The organism is Mesorhizobium sp. W067 (assembly GCF_054719525.1).
Map to the genome: position 1 here is coordinate 3,270,023 of NZ_JBTTII010000001.1, position 14,662 is coordinate 3,284,684.

Below are 14,662 nucleotides of genomic sequence, written 5' to 3' on the forward strand. Positions count from 1 at the left end.
CCAGGCTTAATCCTTGCCGGCCAGCCAGCGCATGATGTTGGCCATCAATATGCCGTAGAGCGGCCATCCCAAAAAATCCTGCGACAGCCAGTGCGGGCCGATGTCTGTCGCCCACGCGACGGTGCGGCCACGGCCATGCTCACGAACCGCCAGCAGCGGCCAGTCGGTGCCGCGATACTGGCAGGTCGCCAGAAGCTGGGACGAGCCGTCGCGCCTGAAATCGAGTTTGTTCATGCCGAGGATCGGCGGCAACGGACCCGCGACACCGGCAAGGATCGGATGCGACGCCTGAAGGATCGACGGCTGCAGGCCTTGCGGCACTTCCAGCCCGTCCGAGAATGGCAGGCAGCGCACGGGCAGGATGTCCTCGACCGGGGTGTCGTGGAAACGCGCCGTGCCGAACATACCCTGGAATCCCATATAGCCTCCGGCCAGCATCAGCCCGCCGCCGCCTTCGACATAGGCCTTGAGGACCTCGAGGCGGTTGACGCCAATGCGCCCGGCGCGGGCCTCCGGCGTGACCAGCAAGGTCAGCGCGCCGACATCGGAGATCACCACCGCCTGGTATTCGGCCAGCGCGTCGAGGTCATACGGAAATTCGGCCGCGCAGCGATCGCCACCGATCTGCGTCACCGCTATGCGCTCTGCGGCAAGGGCGGCATTGAAGGCCGTCGCGCCATTCACCCATGTCGCACTTGTCAGAACGTCGCCGCCGGCAGCGACCGACGTCGTCGCCGCGAAGGTCTCGCCTGCCAGCAAGAGTTTCATCGTCGCCCTCACGCTTTTCGACTGACAATTGAACGAGCGGGCGCCGGCTTGAACCGGCGCCCGCCGGGCCTTGGGAGGCTTAGAACTTAAACTCGGCCAGGTTTTCCGGCGTCACGATCTTGGCCGGGCCAAGGATCAGTTCGCCGCTGGCCCCGATCGTGTATTCGCCGAGCCTGCCCGCCGTGAACTTCTCACCTTCCTTGCCGGTGATCTTGCACTGCGCCAGCGCCTGGGCCGCCTGATAGGTCAGGTAGCCGAGATCGGTGACATTCCACCAGATATCCTGGGCAGAGCCATCCTTGATGTATTTCGAAATCAAAGTGGCCGGCGCAAGGCCGGTCAGCTTGACCTTGCCGATCATGCCGGCTTCCTCGAGTGCGCGCGCGGCCGCCGGAAGGCCAATGCCTGCCGGCACGATGATCACCTTGAGATCCGGAAACGCCTGCACCAGCGCCAAGGCCTGCTGCTGGTTGACCTGCTCGCTCTCCTCGCCATAGGCGACCTGCACCAGTTTCATCTTGGCGTATTTCGGCTCTGCCGCCATCTTCGCCTTCATGAAGTCGATCCAGGCGTTCTGGTTGGTCGCCGTCGGCGTCGACGACAGGATGGCGAACTCGCCTTCGCCGCCGCTGAGGTTGAATGCGCTTTCCAGCATCATTTCGGCCAGACTGTCGCCCTTCACCTGGTTCACGAACACCGCGCGCGCATCGGCCGCGACGTCGGAATCGTACGAGATCACCCGGACGCCTTGCTGAACGGCGCGCTTCAGCGCAGGCGCAACCGCATTGGCGTCGTTGCCGGCGATAGCGATGACCCCGACCTTCTGCGACACAAGGCTGTTGATGAATTCGATCTGTGCCTCGGCCGTCGCTTGCGAAGGGGCAACCTGGGTGGCGGTGCCGCCAATTTCCTTCGCCGCCTCTTCGGCGCCGCCGAAAGCCACCTTGAAGTAGGGATCGGTGTCGAGCTTGGGCAGGAAGCCGACGGTCACCGGTTCCTTGGCGCATTCCTGGCTGTAGGCCAGCGAGGCCGGCGCAAGCAGAACCGCGGATGCGAGCAGGGCTATTCTAAACGCTTTCATTGTGTCTCCTCCGTCAGAATTCGGGCTTGAAGAAAGGGGCCCGAGATCACCCCTTGGTTTCGCGCAGGACGCGCGATCTTGACAGCCGCTCCTCCAGGGAGCGCCAGTAATTGCCGACCAGCAGCGAGCCGATCAGGAGCAGGCCGATGATCATGCCTTGGGCGTCGCCGCCGATCTGGTTGAGCGCCAGCACATTGCGGATGATGGCGATCAACAGCAGCGCCAGCATGACCCCCGTGAGCCGCCCCTTACCACCGAAGACGCTGACGCCGCCGAGCAGCACGATGGTGATGACGTCGAGTTCCATGCCGAGCGCATTGTTGGCGCGGGCGTTGGAAAGGCGCGCGGTGTAGACGATGCCGGCGATGGCCGCGACGAGGCCCGAAACGACGAAAAGCTTCAGCACCATTTGGCGCGTGCCGATGCCGGAATAGCGCGCCACTTCGGGGCTGCCGCCAAGCGCATAGATGCGCTTGCCGGTCGGCGTCTTCTGCAGCACCACCGCGAAGATCGGCGCCAGCAGCAGGAACGGCACGATGGTCCACGGGATTTGTGTGCCCGGCAGATTGCTGATGCCGAAATCGACAACCGCCGGCGGCAATATGTTGACCGAACCGGTGCCGAGCAGGATGTAGCCAATGCCCCGATACAGCGCCATGGTGCCGAGCGTCACCACCAGCGACTGCAACCCGAGGCCCGACACCAGATAGCCGTTGAAGGCGCCGAGCAGGCCGCCGAAGACGAGCGTCAGCGGAATGGCGGCCAGCGTCGGCACGCCGCCCTGGACGAGCAGGCCAAAAATCACGGATGTCAACGCCAGCACCGAGGCGATCGACAGGTCGATCTCGCGGGTGATGATGAGCAGCGTCATCGGCAGGATCAGCAACGCCTTTTCCGAGGCGCTCGCCCCCAGCTGAGAAAGGTTAAAGCCGGAAACGAAATTCGGCACGAAGGCCGCCGCATAGATAAAGACGGCGAGGCAGGCGGTCGCCAGCAGCAGATCCCAGAAGTCGATCGAGCGGATAAACTTTCTCATCTCGCCCTCGCCTGTCTTGCCTGTTCGGCACGCCGCGCGATGAAGGTGTCGATGCCGATGGCAACCAGGATCACCAGGCCATAGACGCCCTGCAGCCAGAGCGGGTCGACACGCACCAGCGTCAGCCCGTTCTTGATGACCAAGAGCGTGAGCGCGCCAAGGATGATGCCGAGCAGCGTGCCCGAGCCGCCGCGGATGGCGACGCCGCCGACCACTGCAGAGGCGATCACCGTGAGCTCGAAGCCGAGCGCGACGCGGGCATCGATGGTGGCATAGCGCGATGCCCACAGCGCCCCGCACAGGCCGCCGAGCAAGCCGGCCATGCCGAAGGCCAGCAGGATGCGCCGGTCGACCGGAATGCCGATCAGCCGTGCGCCGTCCGGGTTGGAGCCGGTGGCAAACAGCTCGCGTCCGGTTGCGGTGCGATAGAGCAGCACATAGCCGGCGCACAGGATGAGAATGGCGATGACGACGATCAGCGGCACGCCGGCGATCTTCAGCCCGGTCATGTCGAGCCAGGCTTGCGTGACTTCGTCGGCGCTGACCTGGTCGCCCGCCGCCCAGATCGAGTTGAAGCCGCGGAAGATCGACATCGAAGCCAGCGTAACGACGATGGCCGGGATCTTTCCCCTGGTAACGACAAGGCCGTTGAGCAGTCCGGCAAAGCCGCCGACCGCGCAGGCGGTGATCAGGCCGATGCCGATGTCCAATCCGGGATAGGCCTGAACCATGCTGGCCGCCATATAGGCGGAGAGGCCGATCACAGCTGCGATCGACAGGTCGATGTTGCGGGTGATCAGCACCAGCATCTGCGCCAGTGCGGCGACAATCAGCAAGGCCGCGTCCATCGACACAGCGGTGAGGTTCGCCGCGCTCACCATGCGCGGGTTGATGATGGTGACCGGAATGGCGACGGCGAGCATCGCCGCAAGCAGGCCGAATTCCCGCCGCTTCAGAAAATCGAACGGTCCTTTTGCCTTTTCCTCCTCGGCGGCGCGTTCTATCTGCGCTGCCTGGCCGGCACGTTCATCGGTCCTGGTCGCCGCTTCCAGTACCTTTTCCTGCGTGGCTTGTCCGCGCGAAAACTCGGCAGTCTGGCGGCCTTCGCGCAGCACGATAATGCGGTCGCACATGCCGATCAGCTCGGGCATCTCTGACGAGATCAGCAGGATCGCCATGCCTTGCGCGGCAAGGTCAACGATCATTGCATGCACTTCCGCCTTGGTACCGACATCGATGCCTTGCGTCGGCTCGTCGAGGATGAGCACGCGCGGCTCGGTGCGCAGCCATTTGGCCAGCACCACCTTCTGCTGGTTGCCGCCGGATAACTCTTTCACCGGCTGCCCATAGCCGGAAAAGCGCAGCTTCATGCGCTTCAGCCAGTCCGCCACCAGACCGATGGCGCGGTCGGTGCCGTAGAGACCGCGTTGTGCGGCCTTGTCGAGAACAGGTAGCACCGCATTGTCGAGGATGGAGAAATCCATCACCAGGCTCTGGCCCATGCGATCTTCCGACACATAGGCGATGCGCGCATCCATGGCGTCGCGCGCCGAGGCGAACTGCACGGGCTTGCCGTCGATCAGGATTTCGCCGGCGTCGGGCCGGTCGATACCGAACAGCACGCGCGCAATCTCGGTGCGTCCGCTGCCGACCAGACCGCCAAGGCCGAGCACCTCACCTGCGTGAAGCTTGAGGTCGATGCCGGTAAAGCCGCCGGCGCGCGAAAGTCCCTTCCCCTCCAGCACCAGCGCGCCTGAGGCATGGCGCCGTTCGGGATAGAGGTCGGTGACTTCACGCCCGACCATCATGCTGATGGCGGCAGCGCGGCCAAGCTCGGCCTTCGGCTTGACGCCGATCAGGCGCCCGTCACGCAGCACGGCGATGCGGTCGGCGATGCGGAAGATTTCATCCATGCGGTGGCCGACGAACATCATCGCCACGCCATGCAGCCTGAGATCGGCAACGACGGAAAACAGCCGCTCGACCTCGCGCTGTGACAGCGCCGCCGTGGGCTCGTCCATGATCAGCACGCGGGCATCCAGCGACAGCGCGCGGGCGATCTCGACCAGTTGTTGTTCAGAGGTACGCAGTGTTCCCAGCCGCGTTGCCGCCGGCACGTCGAGCCCGACGGTAGCCAGCACCTTGCGGGCGCCGGCCAGCATGGCGGCATTGTCGATGCCGCCAAAGCGGTCGCGCGGCATGTGGCCGAGATAGATGTTCTCCGCCGCCGACAGATCGGGAAACAGGCCAGGATGCTGGTGCATGACCGCAATGCCGGCCGCTTGCGCGTCATGCGGCGAATGGAAGACGGCTGATTTGCCGTCAACCTCGACATGACCGCTGGTGGGAGAATGCACACCGGCCAGAAGCTTCACGCAGGTGCTCTTGCCGGCGCCGTTTTCGCCAAGCAGCGCCAGCACCTCGCCGGAGCGCAATTCGAAGGAGGCGTCCTTGAGCGCAATCGTGCCGCCGAAAGCCTTCGCCGCCTGAACCAGCGCAACGGGAACAGCCCGCACCACCGCAGCGTCGGCTTCGCTTTGTGTGCCCGAGTGCAGCACGTCTCCTCCCGGTCTAGTTATTTTTTCAATTTGCTATATTAAATAGCGCAAGGGCGCAACGGCAAAATTGACTTCCATGGCTCCGACGCGCACTGTCGCCGCCAACATAGGCACCGCAGGGTGCGCTCGGCCGCAGGTGGTTTGCGGGCTTCGCGCCGGGAACGGGACATTTGGGGAGTGCGGGTTTTGTCAGGGAAAGGTAGCAATTCTGTCAAAGTTCGGCACTATAATGAGCGTTTCGTGCTCGACGCCATCCGCCGCCTCAAGGAAGCGTCCAAGTCCGATCTGGCGCGCGCGGCAAGCCTGACGCCGGCGGCGGTTGCTGCCATCGTCGACGGCTTGGAATCCTCCGGTTTCGTAAAGCAAGTGGGGAAAAGGTTCGGGCAACGCGGATCGCCCTCCACGCTTTACCGGCTGACACCGGAACGCATCTACAGCGTCGGCATCAAGATCGGCCGGCGTGCGCTGGAAGCCGTTCTGGTCGACTTCGCCGGTGAAATCCGCGCAAGAGAGTCGCACGAATACCGCTTCCCCGATCCTGATCTGGTGCTGAAGGCCGGCAACATGGCGCTGGCCACCTTCGAAAAGCTGGTGGATGGGCTTGGCGATGCCAGCATCGTCGGCGTCGGCATTGCCTCACCCTATTTCCTCGGCGGCTGGAGCGAGGAACTCGGCTTTCCCGACGATCTCGGCAGCCGCTGGGAAGCGATCGACCTGACGACTTGCTTTGCCACGCCGGCGAAGACGCCGGTGTTCGTGGAAAACGACGCCACGTCGGCAGCGCTGGCCGAACTTGTCCAGGGCGCCGGCGCCCGCTTCCGCGATTTCATGCACATCTCGATCGACACTTTTGTCGGCGGCGGCCTGGTGCAAGGCGGCAGGGTCCACACCGGGCCGCATGGCAACAGCGCTGCCCTCGGACCCTTGCCGGTCTCGCCCTCAAGCCTCGATTCGGTGGCGGCGAAGCCTGCGCGCTACCAGAGCCTGCTGCATCGCGCCTCGATCTATGTGCTGGTCAATCACCTGAGGTCGCGCGGCGTGGTGATTAATCGTGTGCGGGAACTCGATCCGTTGCCAGCCGAAGCGCGCGTGCCGCTGTTCGAATGGATCGACGATTGTGCGAGCGCGCTGGTCGAGGCGATCATCGCCATCACCTCCATCATCGACATCGAGGCCATCGTTCTCGACTCGATCCTGCCCAGGCCGATCCATCTCGAACTGCTGGCAAGGGTGCAGGCGCAGTTCAACCAGGCCAGCGCAATCGGCATCGTCGCGCCGGAGATCGTGTCGGGGCAATTCGGCCCTGAGGCCTCCTCGATCGGCGCTGCCATGCTTCCGTTCTCGGCGCTGCTGGCGCCCGACAGCGGCGTGCTCATGATCGGCAAGGACCGGACGAAACTGCTGAGCGCGCTGTCCACGCTCGGTGGCGCCAAGGGAAACGGATCAAATCCGCCCACCGACCTGTCGGCCTGAGCGCAATGCGTCGCCCAACGCAGGCATCGGCCGCCCTTGCCCGCCATGGCTTGCACCCTTTCCCGCCTTCCGCTATAGAGCCGCCACCCGCGTAGACACCCTTGGAGGCAACGCGGCGGAAGGCTGCCTTCCCTTGTGATCCCGAACAAAGCTCCGCGTATGCGGTTTCTGGCATTCGGACATCCAGGCCTGGCGGCTTTCGACGTTTACGGTCCAGGCACACTGCCACCGCAAACGCTCCATAAAACGCGAAAGGAAATGCCATGAGCCACGATACATACGAGCTCAAGGCCGAAGCGCGCGAACAGGTCGGTAAGGGGTCCGCCCGTGCAGTTCGCCGCAACGGTAAAGTGCCTGCAGTTATCTACGGCGACAGACAGCCTCCCCTGGCGATTGCGCTGAACTACAAGGACGTCTTCTACAAAATCCATGGCGGCGGGTTTTTGACCACGATCGCCACGATCGATGTCGACGGCAAGAAAATCCAGGTTCTGCCCAAGGATTTCCAGCTCGACCCGGTCAAGGATTTCCCGGTCCATGTCGACTTCCTGCGCATCGGCAAGGACACCGAGGTCAACGTCGACGTGCCCGTCCACTTCATCAATGAAGACAAGTCGCCCGGCATCAAACGCGGCGGCGTGCTCAACATCGTGCGTCACGAAGTCGAGTTCCACTGCCCGGCCAATGCGATCCCGGAATTCATCACCGTCGATCTCACCGGCGCCGACATTGGCGATTCGATCCACATCTCGGCGGTTACCTTGCCGGCCGGGGTCAAGCCGGTGATCTCCGATCGCGATTTCACCATCGCGACCATTGCCGGCTCCTCGGCGATGAAGCCGGAGACGGAAGAGACGGCGGAAGCGGCAGCCCCCGAAGCGGCGGCTCCTGCTGCCGAAGAGAAGTAATTTTCGGGCCCGGAGTTCACGATGCTTGTCTTTGCAGGCCTCGGCAATCCGGGCGCGAAATACGCTGATAACCGGCACAATGTCGGCTTCATGGCGGCGGACGCAATTGCCCGCCGCCATTCGTTTTCGCCCTGGTCGAAGAAGTTCCAGGGCCTGATCGCCGAAGGCACGATTGCCGGCGAAAAGATTCTTCTGATCAAGCCGCAGACCTTCATGAACCTGTCGGGACAGCCGGTCGGCGAAGCCCTGCGCTTCTACAAGCTCGGCCCCGAGGCGCTGACCGTCTTTTACGACGAGATCGACCTGCCGGCCGGCAAATTGCGGGTCAAGGTCGGCGGTGGCGCCGGCGGACACAACGGCATCCGTTCGCTCGACCAGCATCTCGGCAAGAACTTTCGCCGCGTGCGCATCGGCGTCGGCCATCCCGGCGTCCGGGAAATGGTGCAGTCCCATGTGCTCGGCGATTTCGCCAAGGCCGACCGCGAATGGCTGGACGTGCTGCTCGACACCATCGCCGACGATGCCGGGCTGCTGGCCAAGGGCGACGACAGTTCTTTCATGAACCGGGTGACGCTGGCCTTGCGCGACAAACTAACGCCAACCGGCGACGACGACCGGCCGCCGCCAAAGGCGCCGAAGGCTGAGGGCCCGAAAGCTCAAAGCCACATCCGCCAGGCACGGCCACAGCAGGCGCCGGCCAAGCTGCCGGAAAGCGGCCCTATGGCCGCCATGCTGAAGAAACTGTTCGGCAAGAAGGACTGAGCGTCGATAGGATCGGGACCGCGGGGCTTGACGTTGCTCACTCCTATCGCCCATAGCCCTCATCAAATTTCTAGTTTCCCGATAGGACCGGACACATGGGTTTCAAATGCGGCATCGTTGGCTTGCCCAACGTCGGCAAGTCGACGCTTTTCAACGCGTTGACCAGGACGGCGGCGGCGCAGGCCGCCAACTATCCGTTCTGCACCATCGAACCGAACACCGGCGAGGTGGCGGTGCCTGATCCGCGGCTGCAGAAGATCGCCGCAATCGCCAAGTCTAAGGAGATCATCCCGACCCGCATCTCCTTCGTCGACATCGCCGGCCTGGTGCGCGGCGCCTCCAAGGGCGAAGGGCTGGGCAACCAGTTCCTCGCCAACATCCGTGAGGTCGACGCCATCGTGCATGTGCTGCGCTGCTTCGAGGATGACGACATCACCCATGTCGAGGGCAAGATCGACCCTGTCGCCGACGCCGATACAGTCGAGACCGAGCTGATGCTCGCCGACCTCGACAGCCTCGAGCGCCGCATCGTGCAGATCCGCAAGCGCGCCGGCAGCAAGGACAAGGAAGCAACCACCGTGCTGCCGATGATGGAGGCAGCACTCGAGCTGCTGCAAGCCGGCAAGCCGACCCGCATCCTGCTCAAGGGCATTTCAGCGGAAGACCTGCGCATCCTGCAGGGACTGAACCTCTTGACCTCACACCCCGTACTCTATGTCTGCAACGTCGCCGAAGCCGACGCCGCTACCGGCAATGAGCACACCAAGGCGGTGGAGAAGATGGCGACCGCGCAGGGCGCCGGCACCGTGGTGATCTCAGCCGCGATCGAGGCCGAAGTCGCCCAGCTCTCCGACGAGGAAGAGATGGAGTTCCTGTCCTCGCTCGGCCTCGACGAACCTGGCCTCAACAAGGTCATCCGCGCCGGCTATGATCTGTTGCACCTGATCACCTATTTCACCGCCGGGCCGAAAGAGACGCGCGCCTGGACCATCCACAAGGGCGACAAGGCCCCGCAGGCCGCCGGCGTCATCCACACCGACTTCGAGCGCGGCTTCATCCGCGCCCAGACCATCGCCTATAACGACTACGTCACGCTGGGCGGCGAAGTGGCGGCCAAGGAGGCCGGCAAGGCGCGCGACGAAGGCAAGGAATATGTCGTCCAGGACGGCGACGTGCTGCTGTTCAAGTTCAACACCTGATTTGATGGAAATCGCGTCACCCATGGGGCGCGGCCATGTAGGCGAAGGCAGGCGCCTACACCCGCAGTGGGCACGAGATTGCAGGATGGCATCCCCGATACTGTAAAGCGCACCGATACGGCGGTCGATATCTGGGTAGACGAAATAATTCAGCCTCTATGCGCAATAAATACACCCCTATGACATAGTTCCTCCTAGACACTCCACTCATTCTGCGTATCGATGTACGAGGGTGGAGGATGACGACGATGGTAACACACGTCTTTGGGGGGCCAGACACCCGTAAAAAGCTCCGTTGCTTACAGGAATATCTCCAAGCCTTCGCTATCGCTTTGCGCGATCAGGATTTCGCTTGCGTTTACATCGACGCTTTTGCCGGCTCGGGGACCCGTACAGAAGTCCGCCCCGGTCTTCCTCTCTTCGGTTCAGAAATGGCAGAACCAGAAGAAGTAACCACACGGGGATCAGCCAGGATGGCAATCGAGGTCGACCCGCCGATGCATTCTATCGTGCTGATCGAACAAGATAATTCCCGTTTTGCGCAGCTCGAGGAGCTGATCTCTGAGTATCCCGATCGCAAGATAATTGCTCGAAACGGGGATGCTAACGATCTTGTCCAGCGCCTTTGCAAGCGCACAAATTGGCGCGGACCGGAGACTGTCGGCCGTGGAATTCGTGGCGTTGTCTTTCTCGACCCCTACGGCATGGAGGTTTCCTGGAACACGGTAAAGGCCATCGCAGCAACAGAAGCCTTAGACTGTTGGTATTTCTTTCCGTTATCAGGTCTCTACCGAAATGCTCCCCATGACCCAGCAAAGCTCGATCCGAGCAAGCAGGCAAGCCTGGATCGCGTTCTAGGAGCAACCGATTGGCGGGAGCGTTGGTATGGTCACGAAGGTGCGCGCCAAGACCTATTCGAAACGAACGGGCAAGCAGTTCGACGAGCGGATGTGAACGCTATCGAATCCTACGTGAAGGAGCGCCTGCGCACAGTATTCAAAGGGGCTGTTTTGGACCCAGTTCGCCTTCATCACAAAGGCGGCGCGCCACTGGCTTCACTTTTTTCGCTGTGTCAAACACTAGTCCGGCCGCAGTCGCACTAGCGACAAAGATGGCCTCTCATATTCTCAAATCGGGAAGATCGTCCCAAAGCCGGTCACGATAGGTGCGGCCTGTCACCTTCTTGTTCTTGCCGCCCCACTGTTTGAAGAAGAACGCTGTGTCCGCATCGGTGCATTGGTCGAAAATCTCGTCCACCCATCGGGTGTCTAGCGGCCTAGCCTGCGGTCCGCTTTCGCCTCCGACGATTGCCCAGTGAATGCTTTTAAGATTGGCGCCGGCGACAGAGCCGATCAGGGGTTCGAATGAAACAAATCTCACGGCCGCAGGAACCGCCCGGAGTTCATCCAGCCTGTACAGCACACGACTATCTTCGACACTGGTGCCGAGCCAGACGTTCGGAAGCACATTAAACTCGGGGGAGGAAAGTACTTCCGACATCCTATCGGGCCGCTTTGTCAGAATTTGATAAGTGTGGCGAGGCGTAGCTGCCATGACCTGCCATATCTCAGCGATGAAGGCCGTTGGCACTTCCGCATGGAAGAGATCCGACATTGAGTTTACGAAGACACGCTTGGGTTTCTTCCATTCTTGCGGAACAGAAAGCGATGCGTGATCGAGCTTAATCTTGCCTGTCCATTTCGCTTTGCCGCCGGTTTTGCGTGTCACCCCCGCATACTTGTCGACTCCCATGGCCTCCAGCCGAGCAGCCATCCTCATCGCGTAGCAATTTGTACATCCGGCAGTGAGGATGGTGCAGCCGGCGACCGGGTTCCAGGTCGCATCTGTCCATTCGATTGATGTTTCGGCCATCAAATCACCTTCCGTGTTGATGGAAGAGTGGCATAGACATTGTAAACGTCACTCTAAGAAATACTCTAGGAATTTGTTCACAACGAGGCTTTTGGGTCGGCTGTACCACGACGAGCTTGGGGGAGATAGACCAGGTCCAACAGCGGCAACGGTATCAGCCCCTCGACAAGGGTTTTCAAGCGGCCGGAGCCCGTCCTGCCATTCGGTCGCCTGTCTTGATTTTGTCACCTCACAAGTCTAAGCGGCGGGCGCACGGTCGGCTCACGCGGCGAAGAGCCGTGCAATCTGACACGACGCGTCAATCTGAACGCACCCTTTAATCCGCCAAGGGAGACCGACGATGATCAAGGCCTTCGTCGTCGACAATGACCGCCTGCGCCCCGCCGACGATCTCGTGGCCAATGGCGATCACGTCGTCTGGGCCGACCTTCTCAACCCGACCAAGGAAGAAGAAACAGCGATCGAGACCTGGCTCGGCGTTGCCATCCCGACGCGCGAGGAGATGGAGGAGATCGAGATTTCGAGCCGCCTCTACATCGAGGACGGCGCCTATTTCATGACCGCCACCCTGCCGGCGCAGACCGAAATCGATGATCCCTTGATGTCGCCGGTTACCTTTGTGCTTGCCGGCCCGAGACTGGTCACCATCCGCTATCATGAGCCGAAGGCGTTCAAGACCTTTCCGCTGCGCGCCGAGAAGGTGGCGACCGGCTGCACCACCGGCAACACCATCCTGATCGGCCTGCTGGAGGCGATCGTCGACCGGCTGGCCGACATTCTCGAACGCGCCGGCCGCGACATCGAGACGATCTCGCGCGATATCTTCGAAGCGCGCTCGACCAAGGTGAACAAGCGCAACCGCGATTTCCAGGAACTGCTCAAGGCCATCGGCCGCAAGGAGGACATCGCCTCCTCGATCCGCGACAGCCTGATCTCGTTGCAGCGCCTCACTGGCTTCCTCGCCCATGTCGCGACCCAGATCAAGATGAGCAAGGACATCCGCGCCCGCATCAAGACCGTGTCGCGCGACGTGCTGTCGCTCGCCGACCACGCCACCTTCCTGTCGCAGAAGATCTCGTTCCTTCTCGACGCCACGCTGGGCATGATCTCGATCGAGCAGAACGCCATCATCAAGATCTTCTCGGTCGCCGCCGTCATCTTCCTGCCGCCGACGCTGGTGGCCTCGATCTACGGCATGAATTTCGACATCATCCCGGAGCTGAAATGGGAGCTCGGCTATCCCTTCGCCATCGGCCTGATGATCCTGTCGGCCATCCTGCCGTTCTGGTATTTCCGCCGCCGCGGCTGGTTGTAGGCCCAATAGAATTCGCTTGACCAAACGCCGCCCGGACGGCATCCGGATGCCCGGTGATCGACAACCGGATTGGGATCATGACCGCAAAAAGCTGGGCCTACGAGGATTTCACCGAGGGCGCATCGATCGACCTCGGCGCCAAGCAGGTGAGTGCGGCCGAAATCATCGAATTCGCCACCGAATTCGACCCGCAGCCGATGCATCTCGACGAAGCCGCCGGCAAGGCCAGCATCCTTGGCGGCTTGGCCGCCTCCGGCTGGCACACCTGCGCGATCTTCATGCGCATGCTGTGCGACGCCTTCCTGCTCGACTCGACCGCGCAAGGCGCGCCCGGCATCGACCAGGTCAAATGGAAGAAGCCGGTGCTGGCCGGCGACACGCTGGCCGGCAGCACCAGCGTGCTCGCCAGGCGCCTGTCGAAATCCAGGCCTCAGCTCGGCCTCGTCACCTTGCGCAGCGAACTGTTCAACCAGCGCGGTGAAAGCGTCTTCGAACTTGAGAACACTGTCATGTTCTTGACCCGCGAGGCCGGCGCATGAGCCTCGACGCGTTCTTCCGCATCGGCGATACCATCAACCTCGGTTCGCACACATTCGAAGCCGAGGCGATCAAGGCGTTCGCCTGCAAATACGATCCACAGGTCTTTCATGTCGACGAGGAGGCGGCGAAGAAAAGCGTGTTCGGCCGCCTCTGCGCCTCAGGCTGGCACACCGCGGCCACGTGGATGAAGCTCAATCTCAAAAATCCTATGGACGCTTCTCAATGGACCGGACCCGGCCCGGTACCAGAATTCGGCCCCTCCCCCGGCTTCAGGAACCTGAAATGGCCAAAGCCGGTCTATGCCGGAGAAACCGTCACCTTCATGCGCACGGCCCTGTCCCACCGCCCGCTTGCCACCCGCCCCGGCTGGCGCCTGCTGGCGCTGCGCTCGGAAGGTTCCGATTCGGCAGGCGACAAGGTGCTGGAGTTCGACAGCGCGGTGCTGGTGAAGGCTGGGTAGGGCTAGGGTTTAGGCAGTAGGGATTAGGCAGCAGTGGGTGCTGCGCCTTGCACGGAATGCGGAGCTTCCCTCCCTACTCCCTACTCCCTACTCCCTACTCCCTACTCCCTACTCCCTACTCCCTTCTCCCTACTCTCTAATGCCCCTCAAACCCGATCAACGTCCGCACCGGCACGCCCAGCGCTTCGAGCTTCGCCCGTCCGCCGAGATCCGGCAGGTCGATGACGAAGCACGCGGCAAGAATATCGGCGCCGATCTGCCTCAGCAGCTTGACCGCCGCCTCCGCCGTGCCGCCGGTCGCGATCAGGTCGTCAACCAGGATCACCTTCTCGCCCGGCGCAACGCCGTCCTTGTGCATCTCCATCTCGTCCAGCCCGTATTCCAGGCTGTAGGCGACGCGTACCGTCTCGTAAGGCAGCTTGCCCTTCTTGCGGATCGGCACGAAGCCGGCCGAAAGCTGGTGCGCGACCGCACCGCCGAGGATGAAGCCGCGTGCCTCGATGCCGGCGATCTTGTCGATCTTCTGCCCGGCATAGGGATGCACCAGCTCGTCGATGGCGCGGCGAAAGGCGCGCGCATTGCCGAGCAAAGTGGTGATGTCGCGAAACAGGATGCCGGGCTTGGGGTAGTCCGGAATGGTGCGGATCGCGGCGAGCAGCGTGTCTTCGAGCGAGGATTTCATGGGTCGAG

The 14,662-nt window shown here is 62.4% G+C and carries 14 protein-coding genes; 8 read left to right on the forward strand and 6 right to left on the reverse strand.

From position 1 onward, the window contains the following. Positions 1 to 6: 6 nt before the first annotated feature. The 4 genes from ACYG97_RS15955 to ACYG97_RS15970 all read right to left on the reverse strand — a co-directional run bounded on the left by ACYG97_RS15955 (position 7) and on the right by ACYG97_RS15970 (position 5,443). Positions 7 to 768, reverse strand: a complete 762-nt coding sequence (locus tag ACYG97_RS15955) for a glutamine amidotransferase (protein WP_023733353.1) — start codon at positions 766 to 768, stop codon at positions 7 to 9. A 79-nt stretch (positions 769 to 847) separates the two neighbouring features. After that, on the reverse strand, positions 848 to 1,849 hold the full coding sequence (locus ACYG97_RS15960; protein ID WP_031203833.1) for a rhamnose ABC transporter substrate-binding protein: 1,002 nt from the start codon (positions 1,847 to 1,849) through the stop codon (positions 848 to 850). A gap of 46 nt (positions 1,850 to 1,895) precedes the next feature. Continuing rightward, positions 1,896 to 2,885 carry an ABC transporter permease gene (locus tag ACYG97_RS15965; RefSeq protein WP_023733354.1) on the reverse strand — a complete coding sequence of 330 codons (990 nt, stop codon included), beginning with the start codon at positions 2,883 to 2,885 and terminating at the stop codon, positions 1,896 to 1,898. Continuing rightward, positions 2,882 to 5,443 carry an ATP-binding cassette domain-containing protein gene (locus tag ACYG97_RS15970; RefSeq protein ID WP_023733355.1) on the reverse strand — a complete coding sequence of 854 codons (2,562 nt, stop codon included), beginning with the start codon at positions 5,441 to 5,443 and terminating at the stop codon, positions 2,882 to 2,884. Before ACYG97_RS15970 ends, ACYG97_RS15965 begins: the two co-directional genes overlap by 4 nt. A 240-nt stretch (positions 5,444 to 5,683) precedes the next feature. Between ACYG97_RS15970 and ACYG97_RS15975 the strand changes: the two genes are divergently transcribed. The 5 genes from ACYG97_RS15975 to ACYG97_RS15995 all read left to right on the forward strand — a co-directional run bounded on the left by ACYG97_RS15975 (position 5,684) and on the right by ACYG97_RS15995 (position 10,888). Continuing rightward, a complete protein-coding gene (locus tag ACYG97_RS15975) occupies positions 5,684 to 6,916 on the forward strand; it encodes an ROK family transcriptional regulator (protein WP_245260780.1) in 1,233 nt (410 codons plus the stop codon). Between the two features lie 263 nt (positions 6,917 to 7,179). Further along, positions 7,180 to 7,824, forward strand: coding sequence for a 50S ribosomal protein L25/general stress protein Ctc (locus ACYG97_RS15980; protein WP_023686131.1), 645 nt, complete (start codon positions 7,180 to 7,182; stop codon positions 7,822 to 7,824). Positions 7,825 to 7,845: 21 nt separating this feature from the next. Beyond that, on the forward strand, positions 7,846 to 8,586 hold the full coding sequence (gene pth, locus ACYG97_RS15985; RefSeq protein ID WP_023724958.1) for an aminoacyl-tRNA hydrolase: 741 nt from the start codon (positions 7,846 to 7,848) through the stop codon (positions 8,584 to 8,586). A 95-nt stretch (positions 8,587 to 8,681) separates the two neighbouring features. Further along, entirely contained in the window at positions 8,682 to 9,785 is a 1,104-nt protein-coding gene (ychF, locus tag ACYG97_RS15990) for a redox-regulated ATPase YchF (protein WP_023724959.1), read from the forward strand. A gap of 239 nt (positions 9,786 to 10,024) precedes the next feature. Then, positions 10,025 to 10,888, forward strand: a complete 864-nt coding sequence (locus ACYG97_RS15995) for a three-Cys-motif partner protein TcmP (protein ID WP_198029692.1) — start codon at positions 10,025 to 10,027, stop codon at positions 10,886 to 10,888. 16 nt (positions 10,889 to 10,904) lie between these two features. Here ACYG97_RS15995 and ACYG97_RS16000 read toward each other — a convergent pair whose 3' ends face one another. Then, positions 10,905 to 11,657, reverse strand: a complete 753-nt coding sequence (locus tag ACYG97_RS16000; protein ID WP_023683701.1) for a DUF5131 family protein — start codon at positions 11,655 to 11,657, stop codon at positions 10,905 to 10,907. A gap of 340 nt (positions 11,658 to 11,997) precedes the next feature. Here ACYG97_RS16000 and corA point away from each other — a divergent pair, with 340 nt between their 5' ends. From corA to ACYG97_RS16015, 3 genes are all read left to right on the forward strand, one after another. Next, positions 11,998 to 12,972: a magnesium/cobalt transporter CorA gene (corA, locus tag ACYG97_RS16005; protein ID WP_023733356.1), complete on the forward strand. Its 975-nt coding sequence runs from the start codon at positions 11,998 to 12,000 to the stop codon at positions 12,970 to 12,972. Positions 12,973 to 13,049: 77 nt separating this feature from the next. Beyond that, complete coding sequence (locus tag ACYG97_RS16010; RefSeq protein WP_023670033.1) at positions 13,050 to 13,511, forward strand: MaoC family dehydratase; 462 nt, start codon at positions 13,050 to 13,052, stop codon at positions 13,509 to 13,511. Next, a complete protein-coding gene (locus tag ACYG97_RS16015) occupies positions 13,508 to 13,972 on the forward strand; it encodes a MaoC family dehydratase (protein WP_023733357.1) in 465 nt (154 codons plus the stop codon). The genes ACYG97_RS16010 and ACYG97_RS16015 overlap by 4 nt, the downstream gene beginning before the upstream one ends. A 136-nt stretch (positions 13,973 to 14,108) precedes the next feature. On the opposite strand, the gene ACYG97_RS16020 is transcribed toward ACYG97_RS16015, so the two are convergent. Continuing rightward, the gene (locus ACYG97_RS16020) at positions 14,109 to 14,654 is read right to left on the reverse strand and encodes an adenine phosphoribosyltransferase (protein WP_013529989.1); all 546 of its coding nucleotides are present in this window, start codon (positions 14,652 to 14,654) and stop codon (positions 14,109 to 14,111) included. Positions 14,655 to 14,662 lie beyond the last annotated feature (8 nt).

Bases quoted from the DNA above. Each gene is read 5' to 3' on its own strand.
- ACYG97_RS16015 (WP_023733357.1), top strand. From the start codon at position 13,508: ATGAGCCTCGACGCGTTCTTCCGCATCGGCGATACCATCAACCTCGGT.
- pth (WP_023724958.1), top strand. From the start codon at position 7,846: ATGCTTGTCTTTGCAGGCCTCGGCAATCCGGGCGCGAAATACGCTGAT.
- ACYG97_RS15960 (WP_031203833.1), bottom strand. From the start codon at position 1,849: ATGAAAGCGTTTAGAATAGCCCTGCTCGCATCCGCGGTTCTGCTTGCG.
- ACYG97_RS15955 (WP_023733353.1), bottom strand. From the start codon at position 768: ATGAAACTCTTGCTGGCAGGCGAGACCTTCGCGGCGACGACGTCGGTC.
- ACYG97_RS15995 (WP_198029692.1), top strand. From the start codon at position 10,025: ATGACGACGATGGTAACACACGTCTTTGGGGGGCCAGACACCCGTAAA.
- ychF (WP_023724959.1), top strand. From the start codon at position 8,682: ATGGGTTTCAAATGCGGCATCGTTGGCTTGCCCAACGTCGGCAAGTCG.
- corA (WP_023733356.1), top strand. From the start codon at position 11,998: ATGATCAAGGCCTTCGTCGTCGACAATGACCGCCTGCGCCCCGCCGAC.
- ACYG97_RS15965 (WP_023733354.1), bottom strand. From the start codon at position 2,885: ATGAGAAAGTTTATCCGCTCGATCGACTTCTGGGATCTGCTGCTGGCG.
- ACYG97_RS16020 (WP_013529989.1), bottom strand. From the start codon at position 14,654: ATGAAATCCTCGCTCGAAGACACGCTGCTCGCCGCGATCCGCACCATT.
- ACYG97_RS16000 (WP_023683701.1), bottom strand. From the start codon at position 11,657: ATGGCCGAAACATCAATCGAATGGACAGATGCGACCTGGAACCCGGTC.
- ACYG97_RS16010 (WP_023670033.1), top strand. From the start codon at position 13,050: ATGACCGCAAAAAGCTGGGCCTACGAGGATTTCACCGAGGGCGCATCG.
- ACYG97_RS15980 (WP_023686131.1), top strand. From the start codon at position 7,180: ATGAGCCACGATACATACGAGCTCAAGGCCGAAGCGCGCGAACAGGTC.